12 protein-coding genes are annotated in these 15088 nt (G+C 65.0%); 5 read left to right on the top strand and 7 right to left on the bottom strand.

Annotation, left to right across the window (positions count from 1 at the left end; all coding sequences use genetic code 11):
* Positions 1-38: 38 nt before the first annotated feature.
* Entirely contained in the window at positions 39-929 is an 891-nt protein-coding gene (locus tag ACWPWQ_RS05930; protein ID WP_454009256.1) for a LysR substrate-binding domain-containing protein, read from the top strand.
* 97 nt (positions 930-1026) lie between these two features.
* Here the strand turns inward: ACWPWQ_RS05930 and ACWPWQ_RS05925 are convergent, their stop codons facing one another.
* The 4 genes from ACWPWQ_RS05925 to ACWPWQ_RS05910 form a co-directional block, all read right to left on the bottom strand.
* The gene (locus ACWPWQ_RS05925; RefSeq protein ID WP_454009255.1) at positions 1027-2013 is read right to left on the bottom strand and encodes a Gfo/Idh/MocA family protein; all 987 of its coding nucleotides are present in this window, start codon (positions 2011-2013) and stop codon (positions 1027-1029) included.
* Between the two features lie 82 nt (positions 2014-2095).
* On the bottom strand, positions 2096-2941 hold the full coding sequence (gene nfo / locus ACWPWQ_RS05920; protein ID WP_202045490.1) for a deoxyribonuclease IV: 846 nt from the start codon (positions 2939-2941) through the stop codon (positions 2096-2098).
* A 177-nt stretch (positions 2942-3118) separates the two neighbouring features.
* Positions 3119-4168, bottom strand: coding sequence for a sensor domain-containing diguanylate cyclase (locus ACWPWQ_RS05915; RefSeq protein ID WP_454009254.1), 1050 nt, complete (start codon positions 4166-4168; stop codon positions 3119-3121).
* 374 nt (positions 4169-4542) lie between these two features.
* Positions 4543-6579, bottom strand: coding sequence for a glycoside hydrolase family 3 protein (locus tag ACWPWQ_RS05910; protein ID WP_454009253.1), 2037 nt, complete (start codon positions 6577-6579; stop codon positions 4543-4545).
* Between the two features lie 231 nt (positions 6580-6810).
* Between ACWPWQ_RS05910 and ACWPWQ_RS05905 the strand changes: the two genes are divergently transcribed.
* Positions 6811-7821, top strand: coding sequence for a helix-turn-helix domain-containing protein (locus tag ACWPWQ_RS05905; RefSeq protein WP_454009252.1), 1011 nt, complete (start codon positions 6811-6813; stop codon positions 7819-7821).
* On the opposite strand, the gene ACWPWQ_RS05900 is transcribed toward ACWPWQ_RS05905, so the two are convergent.
* On the bottom strand, positions 7801-8724 hold the full coding sequence (locus ACWPWQ_RS05900; RefSeq protein WP_319917519.1) for a LysR family transcriptional regulator: 924 nt from the start codon (positions 8722-8724) through the stop codon (positions 7801-7803). The genes ACWPWQ_RS05905 and ACWPWQ_RS05900 overlap by 21 nt on opposite strands.
* Before the next feature lie 124 nt (positions 8725-8848).
* Between ACWPWQ_RS05900 and ACWPWQ_RS05895 the strand changes: the two genes are divergently transcribed.
* Positions 8849-9607, top strand: a complete 759-nt coding sequence (locus tag ACWPWQ_RS05895) for an SDR family NAD(P)-dependent oxidoreductase (protein WP_454009251.1) — start codon at positions 8849-8851, stop codon at positions 9605-9607.
* A 100-nt stretch (positions 9608-9707) separates the two neighbouring features.
* Here the strand turns inward: ACWPWQ_RS05895 and ACWPWQ_RS05890 are convergent, their stop codons facing one another.
* Positions 9708-11141, bottom strand: coding sequence for a glycoside hydrolase family 1 protein (locus ACWPWQ_RS05890; RefSeq protein ID WP_454009250.1), 1434 nt, complete (start codon positions 11139-11141; stop codon positions 9708-9710).
* A 158-nt stretch (positions 11142-11299) separates the two neighbouring features.
* Here ACWPWQ_RS05890 and ACWPWQ_RS05885 point away from each other — a divergent pair, with 158 nt between their 5' ends.
* Together ACWPWQ_RS05885 and ACWPWQ_RS05880 are read left to right on the top strand one after the other, a co-directional pair.
* Positions 11300-12202 (top strand): LysR family transcriptional regulator, encoded by a 903-nt coding sequence (locus ACWPWQ_RS05885; RefSeq protein WP_319913659.1) that lies wholly within the window; start codon positions 11300-11302, stop codon positions 12200-12202.
* Positions 12203-12337: 135 nt separating this feature from the next.
* Positions 12338-13912, top strand: coding sequence for a sensor domain-containing diguanylate cyclase (locus ACWPWQ_RS05880; protein WP_454009249.1), 1575 nt, complete (start codon positions 12338-12340; stop codon positions 13910-13912).
* A gap of 12 nt (positions 13913-13924) precedes the next feature.
* Here the strand turns inward: ACWPWQ_RS05880 and ACWPWQ_RS05875 are convergent, their stop codons facing one another.
* A complete protein-coding gene (locus tag ACWPWQ_RS05875) occupies positions 13925-15052 on the bottom strand; it encodes a hypothetical protein (protein ID WP_454009248.1) in 1128 nt (375 codons plus the stop codon).
* Between the last annotated feature and the right edge of the window lie 36 nt (positions 15053-15088).

Here is a 15088-nt window from a genome sequence, read left to right as displayed (position 1 = left end):
AAATGAATTGAACTAAGCGTTTAGGAAAATCAAACGACATGAAGCTGACCCTGCAACAACTCAAGGTGTTTGCCACCATAGCCCGCCACGGCAACCTGGGGGGCGCGGCCAGCGAGCTCTGCCTCAGCAAGGGGGCCGTCTCCCAGTCGTTGCAGGAGCTGGAGCGCCAGCTCGCCACCCCGCTGTTCGATCGGGTGCATCCAAGACTCCAGCTCAACAGCGAGGGGCGCCTGCTGCAACCGGCCGCCGAGGAGCTGCTGACCCGGATGCAGGAGATAGAGCAGCTGTTTGGTCCGGACGCCGAGCCTAGCGGCCAGCTGCGCCTGGGGGCCAGCCAGACCATAGGCAACTACCTGTTGCCCGCCCTGCTGGCGGGGGGGGCCCAGGCGCTGGGATCCGCCCCCAGGGTGACCATCGCCAACACCCACCTGCTGTGCCACTCCCTCGCCCACTTCGAGCTGGATCTGGCCCTCATCGAGGGGGAGAACCATCACCCGGATCTGGTGAGCGAGCCCTGGCTCGAAGACGAGATGCTGATCGTCGCCCCCCCCCACCATCCCCTGGCGGGGCAGCTGGAGCTGTCCCTTCGTCTGCTCGCCGATGAGACCTGGGTGCTGCGCGAGCCCCAGTCAGGGAGCCGCGAGCAGTTCGAGCAGCAGATCCAGCCCCATCTGCCGCGCTGGCAGGCGGGGCTCGAGCTCAACACCCTGGAGGCGGTGATGCTGGCGGTGGAGAAGGGGCTCGGCATCTCCTTCATCTCCCGCCTCGCGGTCTCCGATCGGCTGCACAGCGGCCGCCTGGTGGCGCTCACCCCGAGCCAGAGCTTCCCCCGCCAGCTCTCCCTCGTCTGGCACAAGCAGAAGTTCCACTCCGCGGCCCTGCGCCGCTTCCTCGCCTTCTGCCGCGCCCAGACCCTGCCCGCCCCCTGAGGGGCGATCCGGGTCAAACAACAGAGGGCGCCGTGGCGCCCTCTGTTGTTTAAGGAAGAGATTTCGGGGATCTATTGCAGGATGACATGCAACGCCATCAGCCCCCCCGGTGCAGCCCCGCCTCCACCCAGCCCAGCACCCGCCGCGTCAGGGCATGGGGCACCCAGGGGGAGTCCAGCAGCCGGTGACGCAGGCAATCGGCGAAGTGATCCGCCTCGTGCTGCATGCCGCCCCCCTGCACCGGCAGGTAGATGTCCGCCGGCCAGGCGGCAGGGGGCGTATCCCCCTGCCAGCGAATGTGCTGGGGGTTCCACCACTTGCCCTCGATGACCAGGGTCCACGCTTCCCCCGAGAGCCAGGCGTCCCGATCGAGATCCTCGATGATGGAGGCGCCAAGCTCGGCCGGGAAGGGGCCGCCGAAGCGGAAGCGGGCCGCGAGATCCACCTCCCCCGGCGCCCTGTCCAGCGCCACCTCGGGGGCCTGGGTCGCAAGCCCCAGCCGCTCGCAGAGGGCGGCATAGAGCCACAGCGGATAGACCCCCACATCCCAGGCGGCGCCGCCGTCGAGGGCGGGATCGAACAGCTTGCCGACCCGGGGCGGGGCCGAGCCGAACGCCGCGCGCAGGCTGCGAGGCGCGGGCAGCAGGGGCAGTCGCTGCAACAGGGCCCGCATGGCGGGGAAGCACATCACCTTCATGGCTTCGAGCAGCAGCAGGCCGCGCTCATGGGCGAGCGCCACCAGGGCGTCCCAATCCGCCACCCGGGTCACCGCCGGTTTCTCCACCAGCACGTGCTTGCCCGCCAGCAGCATCTGCCTGATCAGGGCGGCGTGCTCGGGGTGGATCACCGCCACATAGACGGCGTCCACCTCGGGGCTCTCGGCCAGGGCCTGATAGCTGCCAAAGGCCAGCCCCAGTCCCAGCTCACCGGCGAACTCGTCGGCCCGCCCCTGATCCCGGGCGGCGATCGCCACCACGCGCCCGCCCCTGGCGTACTGATTGACGTCGCGGCAAAAACGCCTGGCGATGGCTCCCGCCCCGGCTATCCCCCAGCGCAGCAGTGGCGCGCTTCCCTGTGATTGCATCTCGTCTCCTCGTATGAATGTCCTTCCCCCCTTATGGCGAGGGAAGGCGCGGCACCGGCCTCTGTTCAGGCTGCCCGGCGGATCAGGTCCTGGCCAGACTGCGCAGCCAGCTTATCTCGTCGCCCCAGATCGTCTCGTCTATGGTCTCGAGGATCAGCGGAATGCCGTCGAAACGGTGATCGTTCATGATGTGGTGGAATACCGCCTCGCCGAGGTTCCCCTCCCGCAGGCTGTGGTGACGATCGACCCGGCTACCGAAGGTACACTTGGCACCGTTGATATGCATCCCCTTGAGGTACTCGAAGCCGACGATGCGGTCAAAGTCGGCAAACACCGCCGCGCACCCCTCTGGGGTGCGCAGATCGTAACCGGCGGCGAAGGCGTGACAGGTGTCGAAACAGACCCCGACCCGGCGCTTGTCCTCCACCCCGTCGATCAGGGTGGCCAGGTGCTCGAACGACCAGCCGAGGTTGGTGCCCTGGCCGGCGGTGTTCTCGATCACCGCCGTGACCCCCTCGCTTCGCTCCAGCGCCCAGTTGATGGACTCGCTCACGAGTTTGAGGCTTGCCGCCTCGGGGATCTGCTTGAGGTGGCTGCCGGGGTGGAAGTTCAGGTAGCAGAGCCCGAGCTGCTCGCAGCGCCTGATCTCGTCCAGGAAGGCATCCCGGGACTTGGCCAGGGCGTCGGGGTCGGGATGGCCCAGGTTGATGAGGTAGCTGTCGTGGGGCAGGATCTGCTCGGGGCGAAAGCCCCCCTTGTCGCAGGCCGCCTTGAAGGCGCGGATGCTGGCATCCGACAGGGGCGCCGCCTGCCACTGGCGCTGGTTCTTGGTGAACAGGGCGAAGGCGTTGGCCCCGATAGCCTGGGCACGGGCTATGGTGTTCTCCACCCCGCCGGCCGCACTGACGTGGGCTCCGATAAATTTCATCTCATCTCCTCTGCGCGCTTGCTGGGTGCGCCCGCCTTGCGAGGCGCGGCAACCCTTGATGGGGCGCCATTATGCCCAAGCCCGCCCCTTGCGCCAAACCGGGATTGTCGATGGCGGCAATGGAAAAGGCGCCCGCAGGCTCATCCCTGCTCTTGCTCCCCATCGGCAGCCAAAGTACTACCCATGGTTGCATTCAACCCGGTTGCGGCCGTTTCGCTTCGCGGCATAGAGGGCAGCGTCTGCCCGCTTGAGTATTGAACTGAGCTCCGTATCCTGACGTGAGGACGCCGAGAACCCGATGCTGGCGGTCAGCCTTATTATTTCCCCTTCGTACTCGATGATCTGCTGCTCGATGAGCGCGCGAATATTGTCAAATATGGATGAATCATTATCAGGATGACAATCATTCACAATAATTGCGAACTCCTCTCCACCTATTCTGGCGAATATATCGTCTGCCCTGATTTCTCTTTTTACCAGCTTGGCAATCGCCTTTAGCACATAATCACCCGCATCATGCCCATATTTATCATTCAGATTTTTAAAGTGATCCAGATCCAATATACCGACAAAAATTGGCGTATCAGCCAATCTCGACATTATTAATCTGCGCTCACCCTCGTTCATGAATGCCCTTCTATTGGCGGTTTCCGTCAGATAGTCTGTTGATGCCTGCAGCTCCATTTCCGTCACCTGCAGGTGCAGCTGTATATTGAGGGCAAGCCAGTTGGCCAGGCATTGCAACAAGATCGCATGTTCGGCGCTGTAATAGGCTCTCTGGTGGTGTGCAACATTCAGGGTCCCGATACAGACCGAGCCCTGCATCATGGGCGCATCCATGCAACACCCCATGCCGTGCCGGGACAAGATCTTGCAGTCCAGATCGGGGGACTGGCTCAAGTCGTCACAGATCGTCAGCATGCTGGTCGAAAAGACCCTGCCCACCATGGAGCCATGAATGGGAACCAGAGACTCCATGGGAATTGCATTATTCCCCATCACCGAATAGAGCTTCAAGGAGGCATCATTCTCCTTGATGGTGATGCTGGCCCTCTCGGCAGAAAAAAGATAAAAAATCCAATTCGCCATCACATTCAATACATCTTGAAGCGAGGTCGCCTGGGTCAGATCTTGAATAAATGAAACGGGAATGGTGATCTTCTGGCCTGGACCGATATTGGATAAAAAGTTTGGATCAAAACTTCTTTCATTATTTTGATTGTGCATGGCGACCTCGCACTATTTTATTATGAGAGCCTGGCCTTGCTCTGATCCGCAGCAGCCAAGAGTCCAGATAACCATTTTCTATGTATCCATATTTTCTTGCTCAAGAGTATAACAACCATGTGGGAACTGGAACGCTTGTTCTGTGGGACATCATTTTTCGGATAAATAACGACCCAATAAAAACAACTTCAACACTAGAGGTCGATGCAATGGTTATCGCGTGCCATTGCAAAGGGGCGAGGACAAGGCGCGCCTAGGCGACGCTTTCACTTCTTCCTCGATGGTCGTGACCTCATGGTGAGCAGGCCGTCGCCGAGTTCTCGTCATGGAAAAGGCGCCCGCAGGCGCCTTGATGATGGATGCAGGGCTCGCCCTCAATAGGCCAGGCCGGCACCATAGGGGTAGAGCGGGTTCGCGGAGTCCTTCGCCACGTCCGGGTGCTGGTCTTGCACCGCCTGCCAGCTGGAGGGCAGCTCGAAGGGCAGCTTGCCGCTGGCCTTGACCTTGCCGCTGATGACGTCGAACAGCGCCTGATCCAGGGCTCCGAAGTTGGCGAGCAGCACCTGGGCCGCCGGTGCCACCTCGGTCAGGATGGCGGGCCTGTCCAGATAGACGGAGAGCACCATGGGCACCCCGGCCTGCGTGATGGCCTGGATGGCGGCGTACTCGTCCGCCCCGCGGTAGACCCCCTCGTGGGCCGTCTCCTGCACCACCTGATCGGCGCTGGCAAAGCCGAGCTGACCGAAGTGGATGCTGCCAAACGGGAAGCGGGGATCCTGCTCACCCGGGGCGTTGACCCGCACTATGGCGAGATCGGCCTGGGCCAGCTCGGTCACTACGGTGTAGCCGTTGGCCGCGGCCACCTCGGCGTTGACGTTATGCAGGTAGACCCGCTTGCCGTCCGCCTTGAGCGGCAGCAGGGGTCCCTCGTTCTTCAGCAACACGTGGGACGCCGCCTGGGCGGCCTGAGCCTCCTGCTGGAACTCGGCCTTGCCCACCAGGGCCACCGCAGCCTGGGTATCCACATAGGGGTTCTCGAACAGCCCCAGGGCGAACTTCTGTTCCAGGATCCGCTCGGCCGAGGTGGTGATGGCCGCCTCGGTCACCAGGCCGCTCTGCACCGCCGCCAGCAAGGGGGCGGGATCTTCCACGCCGCCGAACTGATCCACCCCGGCGTCGATGGCCTTGGCGTAGCGCTCGGCCTTGGTGAGCTTCTCCACCCCCCAGGACATGCCAAAGGGCACTGTCCAGGGGCTGACCCCCGCCGTCACCTCATCCTGGGTCAGCCCCTGCTCGCAGCGGCTGTCGCAGTCGTTGACTATGCCCCAGTCGCTCAGCACCACGCCGTCGAACTTGAAGTGGCCCCGCAGCAAGTCGGTGAGGATCTGGCGATTGAAGCCAAAGCCCACCTCCTCGATGGCCTGGCCTTCATAGGTCAGCCCCTCGGGCAGGGCGTAATAGGGCATCACGGCCCCCACCCTGGCCTCGAAGGCCCCCTCGAAGGGCACCAGGTGATAGGCGAACTGGCCGCCCGGGTAGACCTGCTCCTTGCCCCAGGGGTTGTGGGCATCCAGGCCGTTTTTCTGGGGACCGGCTCCGGCGAAGTGCTTGACCACGGTGACCACGCTCTCCTTGCCTATGCCGTCGCTCCCCTGCTGGAAGCCCTCTATGTAGGCCTTGACCAGGGATTTGGCGAGCAGGTTGTCCTCGCCGAAGGTGCCGTTGATGCGGCCCCAGCGCGGCTCGGTCGCGAGATCCGCCTGGGGAGAGAGGGCCTCGTGAATACCGACGGCCCTGTACTCCTGGCGGGCGATGTCGCCAAAGCGCTGCACCAGGGCGGCATCGCCGATGGCGGCGAGCCCCAGGGTCTCGGGCCACTGGGAGAAGGCCCCGGCACCTATGCTGGTGGCGTTGGGATCATGGGTGAAGTGGTTGCGGGGATCCGTGCTCACCGTCATGGGGATGCCGAGCCCCACCCCTTCCAGCAGGGCCTGCAGCCGGTTGTTGTCGTCGGCGATGGCCGCCGGATCCCCCGCCATGCGGGTGATGAAGGTATTGACGCCGTCTTCCCGCAGCATCTTGTCCATGGCGGTGAGGTTGACCCGCCCGTCTGCGTCCAGCACCAGGGTGCCGTGCATCATCAGGCCCGCCTTCTGGGCCAGGGAGAGCCTGCCCACCAGATCCCGGGCCCGCTCGGCGGCGCCAAGGCGCCAGTCTTCATAAGGAGTCAGGGTGCCGCTGCCATCGAGATCCTTGAATTGCAGGCCATCCTGCTCGATCAGGCTGACGGTGCGGTGGCCCAGAGTGGGCTGCTCCGGCTTGGGGGTGGAGTCGTTGTCATTGCACCCTGCCAGCAGCAGGGCCCCTATGCCGAGGGCGACGCGGGTTCGGGAGAGCGAGTGGTATTTCATTATTGTTATCTTCCTTGTGTGTGTAGGAGTGGCCACTGTATGCAAAATCGGCCCGCCTCACTTGCCCTGCGGGTGCAGGGAATTGCCGGTTGGGAGCAAGTTCGAAAAGTGTGAAAAGGGTTGCAGGGTTACCCTTGGTTACATTTCTGAAACATGAAGCCGAACCTGGCTCACGGCAATTCATGGCCGTTGGCGGATGATGGTGGGCCACCGCCGACAAGGATTTTCGCCGTGAAGACAGTCTCCAACCGGATAGCCCTGCACTGCCTCAACCACTGGCAGAGAGAGGGCCGGGATCCGGCCCAGCTCCTGCAAGCTGCCGGGATTGCCAGAGAAGAGCTGCTGCTCCCCCAGGGGCGGATCGACGCCCAGCGCCACTTCCGGCTGCTGACCCAGGTCGCCCCCCATATGGACATGACCCACAAGTGGTCGCCCCCCTCGCTCTCGGGGCTCTTTGCCGACTACCTGCCGCTGGCGAGCCTGTGCTGCAACGCCGCCACCCTGCGCCAGGCCCTGCACTTCTTCCTCGCCTACCGCCCCCTCATCGGCGAGTGCGATCGGATAGTGCTGCGGGAGGAAGAGGGGCAGGCCAGGCTCGGTTACCATTCGGAGTCCGATCACCCGGACGTGATCGCCATGAGCAGCCTGGCCAATCTCGGCCACCTCTATGCCCTGCTGCAGTTCTACCACCCCGGCCAGGGCCAGCTGGTGCTGCCCACCCCGGTGCGGCCCAGACTGTGGCGCGAGCTGGGGGCCTGGCTGGGGGAGCGGCTGCAACGGGGAGAGGGCTTTGAGCTGCGCTTCCCCGCGGCCTTGCTCGATCTCGCCCACGGAGGCTGCAACGGCCCCCTGCAACCCCTGCTGCTCGGGGAGCTCGACGGCCAGATGCGGCTGCTGCGCCCGAGCAGCCACTACAGGGAGCGGGTACTCGGGCTCATCCGCCAGCGGCTCTGGCAGGAGAGCGTCGACTCCCCCACCCTGCTGGCGGGGATCTGCGAGGCCCTCAGGCTGACCCGCTGGACCCTCAACCGCCACCTGCGCGAGGAGGGGTGCCACTTCTCGGCCCTGCTGGAGCAGGTAAGAAAGGAGGAGGCCTGCCGGCTGCTGCAGGATCCCGGTCTCCAGCTGCAGGAGGTGGGCGGGCGCCTGGGGTTTGCCAGCCAGAGCAGCTTCACCCGCTTCTTCAAGGAGGCGTTCGCCCTCTCCCCCAGCGAATACCGCTCAAGGCGCAGCCGGCTCTGACTCCCCGGCCAGGGCCCGGGCGAGCAGCGCCGCCAGCCAGTGAATGAAGAGCTGGACCCTGGGCGCCAGCTGGCGGCGATGGGCATAGAGGGCGTGGATGGGAAGCGGCGGTGCCTGCCATTGGGGCAGCAGGCTCACCAGCTCGCCGCGCCCGAGCAACGCCTCCACCCCCACCCTCGGCATCTGTATGATGCCAAGCCCCGCCAGCGCCGCCGCCAGGTAGGTCTCGCTGTCGTTGACCATCAGGGCCCCCGCCATCGGCAGGAGGGCGCGGCTGCCATCCTCCCGCTGGTACTCGAACCCCGGCTCGCTGCGCCCCTGCCCGGAGCCATAATGGACCAGCCGGTGCCCGGCCAGATCCGCCAGGGTCTGCGGCACCCCGTGACGGGCCAGGTAGGCGGCGCTGGCGCAGTTGATCTGGCGATAGTGGCCGAGGGGCCGCGCCACCAGGCTGGAGGGCTCCAGCGCCCCCACCCGCACCACGCAGTCGAAGCCATCGCGCACCAGATCCACCCGCCTGTCCGTGCTGCTCAGCATCAGCTGCAAGTCGGGGTGCTGCGCCAGGAAGGCGGGCAGCGCCGGGATCACCAGATGGCGCGCCATCCGGCTTGGCATGTCTACCCGCAACTGCCCCGAGATCTGGCCCCCCTGGCGAAACAGACCGTCAAACTCCTCCATGTCCGCCAGCAGATCCCGGCACCTGGCGTAGCAGAGCTGGCCATCCGTGGTGAGCTGCACCCGCCGGGTGGTGCGCAGCAGGAGCCGGGTGCCCATGCGCTCCTCCAGCCGGCGGATGGCGGCGGAGAGGGTCGCCTTGGGGATGCCCAGCTGCTCGGCGCAGCGGGTAAAGCTCTCGAGCTCGGCGACCCGCACGAACAATTTCATCGCATCCAGTTGATCCATGAGCTGATTGTCTCTTCAAGCGGAACAGTGATTTCATTATCACGCTATTTATCCGGCAATAAAGGAACAATACAGTGATCCGGTCGGCTCGCACCGAGCCCTTGCCACCCACAGGAGTCACACCATGACCAGACCCATAGCCCTCATCACCGGCGCCAGCCGTGGCCTTGGCAAACACAGCGCCCTCGCCCTTGCGGCCAAGGGGGTGGATCTCATCATCACCTACCGCAGCCAGGCCGACGAGGCTGCCGCCGTGGTGGCCGAGGCCAGGGCGCTCGGGGTCCAGGCCCATGCCCTGGCGCTGGATGTGGGGGTGAGCGCCTCCTTTGCCGCCTTCGCAGAGGAGGTGACGCAACTGCTCGCCCGGGAGTGGCAACGGCCGCAGTTCGACTACCTGGTCAACAACGCCGGCATCGGCATTCACGCCAGCTTCGAGCAGACCACGGAGGATCAATTTGACACCCTGCTCAACATCCACCTCAAAGGGACCTTCTTCCTGACCCAGAAGCTGCTGCCGCTGCTTCGTGATGGCGGGCGCATCATCAACCTCTCCACCGGCCTCACCCGCTTCGCCATGCCGGGTTACGCCGCCTATGCCGCCATGAAGGGGGGGGTGGAGGTGCTGACCCACTATCTGGCCAAGGAGCTGGGTCCCCGGGGCATCGCCGTCAACGTGGTGGCCCCCGGCGCCATCGAGACCGACTTTGGCGGCGGCGTGGTGCGCGACGACAAGGGGGTCAACGCCTTCCTCGCGAGCCAGACGGCGCTCGGCCGGGTCGGCCAGCCCGACGACATCGGCGGTGTCATCGCCGCCCTGCTCTCCGACGACAACCGCTGGATCACCGCCCAGCGCATCGAGGCCTCTGGGGGCATGTTTATCTAGGCCGCCTTGCCCCAACAACACAAAACAGAAGGCCCCCTCGGTTGAGGGGGCCTTCTGTTATTTGGTAGAACATGCGCTGCGCACCGGGCGCATGGGCGCCTTACAGCGTCTTGCCACCGGAGGCGATCACCTGGCTGTACCAGTGGAAGCTCTCCTTCTTGATGCGGCGAAGCGACCCACCCTGCTCGTCGCGCTCCACATAGACGAAGCCGTAGCGCTTCTGGTAGCCGTTGAGCCAGCTCAGGATGTCGGTGAAGGACCAGGCGCAGTAGCCGAGCAGTTCGACCCCGTCCTGCATCGCCTGCTGGCACGCCTTGAGGTGGCTGTGCAGATAGGCGATGCGGTAGTCATCCTGCACCCGGCCGTCCGCGGTCAGCTTGTCGAACTCGCCGAGGCCGTTCTCGGTGATCATCAGCGGCAGGCCGTAGCGGGACGAGAGGCGGCGCAGGGCGATGCGCATCCCGGTGGGATCGATTGCCCAGTCCCAGTTGCTGGTCTCCAGGTGCGGGTTGGGGGTGGTCCTGTAGAGACCGGGGACGCCGCTGGACGGCGTGGTGCCCTTCTGCCCCGTGGTGTTGATACGCTGCATGGTCTGACCGCCGAGGGGATTATCGGTGAAGGTCAGGGTGTAGTAGTAGTTGACGCCTATGTAGTCGGGGGTGCCTTCGCGCAGCAGTTCGAGATCCCCTGGCAGTATCTCGGGGGCCTCGCCGCTTTCTCTCAGGTAGGCGAGCGCCGCCTGGGGGTAGCGGCCGAAGCAGTAGGCATCCAGCCACCAGAGGTTGGTGAACTCCTCGGCATTCTCGAACGCCAGCATGTCGCTCGGGGCGCAGGAGGCCGGATAGGCGGGGGAGTAGGCGAAGCTCGGGCCAATCAGGCCGTTTGGCACATGCTGGCGGAACGCCTTGATGACACGGGCGTTGGCCAGGAACGCGATGTGGTTGGCGGCGAAGAAGCGCTTCCTGTCCTGCACCGCGGGCGGATGGGTGCCGAGCTGGTAGGCGTTGGTCAGGTTGTAGTTCTGCTCGTTCAGCGACACCCAGTACTTCACCTTGCCGGCGAAGCGCCGATAGAGGGTGACGCAGTAGCGCTCGAAGTCGTCGATGATGCGCCTGTCTTCCCAGCCGCCGTATTCGTCCTGCAGCGCCTGAGGCAAGTCCCAGTGATAGAGGGTCAGCACAGGCTCTATGCCGTGGGCCAGCAGGGCCTCGATGAGCCGCTCGTAGAAGGCGAGCCCCGCCTCGTTCACCTCACCGCGCCCATTGGGGTAGATGCGCGGCCAGCTCACCGAGAAGCGGTAGGCCTTGAGCCCCATCTCGGCCATCAGCGCCACGTCCTCTTCCACGCGGTGGTAGTGATCCACCGCCACGTCCCCGTTGCTGCCCTCGAAGGTCTTGCCCGGCAACTTGGTGAAGAGATCCCACACCGAGGGGCCCTTGCCGTCTTCGTTCCAGGCCCCTTCCACCTGGTAGGCGGCAGAGGCGGCCCCCCAGAGGAAATCTGCGGGGAAATCGTTGAACTTGGGATGGTGCATCTGGCTTGTCTCCTGCTGCTTGAGGATGGTGCCGCCTCTCCCCCTGGGGGCACTGGCGGGCGTCAAAACGAATTGGCATCAGCATCGAACAGTTCTAGAATTCCGTCCAATGACAATTTTTGCCATTCAATATTCCAAGCAGGAATGAAGGAGTCGTGATGGAGTTGCGGGATCTGAAGGCCTTCGTCACCCTGGGGGAGGTCTTGCACTTCGGTCAGGCGGCGGCGCGCCAGCACATCACCCAGTCGGCCCTGAGCAAGCAGATCCGGCGGCTGGAGACGGATTTTGGCGGCGAGCTGTTCGAGCGCAACGCCAGCAGCACCCGGCTCACCCCCCTCGGGCGCGCCCTCTACGGGGATGCCTGCGCCCTGGTGGCCCAGAGCGAGCAGCTCGGTCGCACCGCCCGCGACGTGCTGGCGGGCAATGGCGGCACCCTGCGCATCGGCTTCGGGGTCGCCACCAAGCTGCTGGTGCCCGCGGCCATCGCCCGTTTTCGGGCCAGCCGCCCCGGGGTCGGCATAGAGCTCAACGATCTCTCCACCCATCACCAGTTGCTGGCACTCAGTGAAGGCAGGCTGGATCTCGGCTTCTGCCGCCTGCCCGCCCCCAAGGGCTGGCCGGTGCTGCCTGTGGTGCGCGCCCATTTCGTCGCCGTGCTGCCCGCCGGCTACCAGGGGGTGACGGGGCTCTCGGATCTGCTGGACAAGCCGCTCGCCATACTGCGCCGGGACAAGGCTCCCTCCTTCCACGATCAGTTCGTGCACTACCTGGCCCAGAGCGGGCTGCGCTTTGGGGATATCCAGTACGTCAACGACTTCGCCGCCGGCATCGCCACCGCGGCGGCGGGCATCGCCTGGACCCTGGTCCCCTCCTCCACCACCATAGAGCACCCGGACGTCATCACCCTGCCCTTAGGGGAGGCCGAGGCGAGCTGGATCATAGGGCTCATTCGCCCGCCGGGAGGGGATAACCCCCTCATCGCCCCCTTCTGGCAGACGGTGGCCGAGCTCGGTGATCCCGCCCTCACCGCCCTGGGTGATCAGGGCGGTGCAGAGTCATGACGCGGCCATGGCCGTCATTCACGACACGGAATCGTTCGAGAACCACATTAACGGTAGCTTTTGAGCAGCCAGCCCCCGTAAAATTGCACCATGGCCCCGGCTCCCGGCGCCAACCGACAAGGACTTGTTTCTCCGATGCTATCTCACTGGCTGCTGAGGTTTGATCTCCATCGCCTCATCCTGGCCCTGGCCGTGCTCGGCGTGCTGGCCACCTTCGGCAACAGCTTCTACGCCATCCATCAGGCACAGCGACAACTGCTGATCGACAGTACCCTGGAGGCCAACCGTGTCTATGCCACCAAGCTGGCCGCCTCCGCCGAGGCCATGCTGAATGCGGCCCAGGAGCAGCTTGCCTACAGCGCCACCCTGCTGGCGCCGCTGCTGCAGGCCAACGACGTCAAGGGGCTGGAGCAGGAGGTGACCCAGTTGCGCGAGCGCACCAACACCTTCAACTCGGTGGCCATAGTCAACACCGAGTCCACCATAGTCGCCGTCTCCCCCGAGACCCTGAAGGTGAAGGGGGCCAAGCTCACCTCCCGCAGCGCCCGCCAGACCCTCGCCAACCAGCAGCCGACCATCTCGGATCCCCTGGTCTCCCTCTCGGGCAACTACCTCATCAGCCTCTCCTACCCTGTGTTCTCGACGGACAGGCGCTACCTCGGCTATGTCGCCGGCAGCATCTACCTGGAATCCGCCAGCGTGCTCTCCAGCCTGCTGGGTCAGCACTACTACCAGGATGGCTCCTACCTCTACGTGGTCGACCGGCAGAAGACCCTGATCTACCACCCCAACCCCAAGCGCATCGGCCAGAAGATAGGTGAGAATGCGGTGGTGGACGAGGTGTTGCAGGGGCGGCAGGGGGCACAAAGCGTGTTCAACTCCCGGGGAACCGAGATGCTGGCGGGCTTCGCCCCCGTGGCCGGTGCGGGCTGGGGAGTGGTGGCCCAGCGCCCCCGCAGCGCCACCCTGGCCGGGCTGGATCAGCAGATGCTCGACATATTGAAGGGGATGATCCCGGTCACCCTCTTCATCCTCTTCGCCATCTGGCTCTCGGCTACCATCATCTCCCGGCCCCTGCGGCAGCTGGCCAACCGGGCCAGGCTGATGGACCAGCAGGAGGCGGCCTCCAACATCTCCAGCATCCGCGCCTGGTACTTCGAGGCGGCCCAGCTCAAGCAGGCCATTCTCAAGGGGCTGGGGCTGCTCAACACCAAGATTGACCAGTTGCACACCGACAGCCACACCGACCCCATGACGGGCCTCTTCAACCGGCGGGCCATGCAGCAGATGCTGGACGACTATCAGGCACAGTCCCGGCCCCTGGCGGTCATCGCCCTCGATATCGATCACTTCAAGGGGATCAACGACCACTTCGGCCACGACGTCGGGGACGCCGTCATCGTCGCCCTGGCGACCCTGATGCAGCGGGATCTGCGCGCCGATGCCGCCCTGTGCCGCAGCGGCGGCGAGGAGTTCCTGCTGCTGCTGCCCGGGGTCTCCCTGGTGCAGGCACAGCGGATCGCCGAGCGGCTGCGGATGACGGTGGCAGGCCACGAGATGGATCAGGCCGGGCGCATCACCATCTCCCTCGGGGTCGCCCACTGGCCTGGGGATGCCAGCGATCTCGGTGCCGTGCTCAAGCAGGCGGACAAGGCGCTCTATCAGGCCAAGCACAGGGGCCGCAACTGCGTGGTGGTGGCCGGCGCCTGAGGCCCCCCGGCGTCAGAAGCTGTAGCCCATCTTGAGGTAGATGCCCCCGTTGTCGTCCTTGCCCATGGCATACTCGAGGTTGGCGACTATGCCCGCCTCCGGCTTGAGCAGGTACTGGACGCCAGCCCCCCAGGCGGGATAGATGTTGGCACTGTCGGAGCAGTCGAGGGACTCCCCGTTCACGGCGTCCCCGTAGAGGCAGGCCACCCCGGCGAAGGCGGTCAGGGTCCAGCGTTCGGCAAGCTTGTAGCGCTCCTCGACCTCCACCGCCGACATGTGTTGACCCAGGTACTCCCCCGGGGTGTAGCCACGCAGGTAGATGGGGGAATAGGAGCCACTCGGCGCGTTGTGGGAGAACTGGTTGCGATTGCGCCAGGCGAGCACATGGTCATCCCCGTGGCGCCAGTAGCCCCTGTAGTCGACCCGGTAGATGTCAAAGTCCCCCTCTCCCCCCAGCTCTTCCCGGTAGGCCAGGTTGTTGACGTTCAAATACCAGCCCCGGGTCGCGCTGAAGTCGCTGTCCCGGGAGTCGTGCTGCACCGCCAGCCCGAGCCCCCCCGAGGTGAACCCCTCCAGCCCCAGCTCCTCCAGGATCTGATCCGATTGCAGATCCTGTCCCTGCATCTCGTAGTTGGAGTAGGCCGCCATGCCGCCGACGAACCAGTCCCCCTCCACCCGATAGAGGTAGCGCAGGAAGGCGGAGCGGAAGTGGTCCTCGGTCTCGAGGGCTCGGCCGGTGCCGAGGTAATCCTGATAGCTGTTGTTGATGTCGCCAAAGATAACCCCACCGACGAGGCGGTGGTGATCCGCGCCGAACGACGTCTTGGCAAAGGCGCTGGTGATGAGGGAGTCCGAGGTGGTGTACTTGCCGGACAGGGTGAACAGGGACGGGCGCGAGCCCTCATCGAACCGGTGCAGGTAACCCACCATCAGGCCCGCCGCCGTGTCCAGCTTGGGGCTGGAGCTCAGCAGGGGCACGAACAGCCAGGGGGAGCGCTCGCCTGGCGGCTCATCCCCCTTTGCCTCGCGCTCGTCACGGCGCGGCTGCGCCTCTTCCTTGGCGGGATCCGCCGCCATCGCGGGGCTGGCCGCCAGGGTGAGGGCCAGGCCGGTCATCAGGGGAGAGATTGCATTGCGCATGTGTGGGTTCCGCACAGGGTAGCGCACGGCAAACCG

The sequence above is a fragment of the Aeromonas sp. Marseille-Q7275 genome, from assembly GCF_965119515.1.
The sequence above is the reverse complement of the archived record's forward strand: the minus strand, read 5'-3'. Positions and strand labels throughout refer to the sequence as shown.

What these genes read in the sequence shown, in the direction of transcription:
- ACWPWQ_RS05930 (WP_454009256.1), top strand. Translation starts at nt 39, where the DNA reads ATGAAGCTGACCCTGCAACAACTCAAGGTGTTTGCCACCATAGCCCGC.
- ACWPWQ_RS05925 (WP_454009255.1), bottom strand. Translation starts at nt 2,013, where the DNA reads ATGCAATCACAGGGAAGCGCGCCACTGCTGCGCTGGGGGATAGCCGGG.
- nfo (WP_202045490.1), bottom strand. Translation starts at nt 2,941, where the DNA reads ATGAAATTTATCGGAGCCCACGTCAGTGCGGCCGGCGGGGTGGAGAAC.
- ACWPWQ_RS05915 (WP_454009254.1), bottom strand. Translation starts at nt 4,168, where the DNA reads ATGCACAATCAAAATAATGAAAGAAGTTTTGATCCAAACTTTTTATCC.
- ACWPWQ_RS05910 (WP_454009253.1), bottom strand. Translation starts at nt 6,579, where the DNA reads ATGAAATACCACTCGCTCTCCCGAACCCGCGTCGCCCTCGGCATAGGG.
- ACWPWQ_RS05900 (WP_319917519.1), bottom strand. Translation starts at nt 8,724, where the DNA reads ATGGATCAACTGGATGCGATGAAATTGTTCGTGCGGGTCGCCGAGCTC.
- ACWPWQ_RS05895 (WP_454009251.1), top strand. Translation starts at nt 8,849, where the DNA reads ATGACCAGACCCATAGCCCTCATCACCGGCGCCAGCCGTGGCCTTGGC.
- ACWPWQ_RS05890 (WP_454009250.1), bottom strand. Translation starts at nt 11,141, where the DNA reads ATGCACCATCCCAAGTTCAACGATTTCCCCGCAGATTTCCTCTGGGGG.
- ACWPWQ_RS05885 (WP_319913659.1), top strand. Translation starts at nt 11,300, where the DNA reads ATGGAGTTGCGGGATCTGAAGGCCTTCGTCACCCTGGGGGAGGTCTTG.
- ACWPWQ_RS05880 (WP_454009249.1), top strand. Translation starts at nt 12,338, where the DNA reads ATGCTATCTCACTGGCTGCTGAGGTTTGATCTCCATCGCCTCATCCTG.
- ACWPWQ_RS05875 (WP_454009248.1), bottom strand. Translation starts at nt 15,052, where the DNA reads ATGCGCAATGCAATCTCTCCCCTGATGACCGGCCTGGCCCTCACCCTG.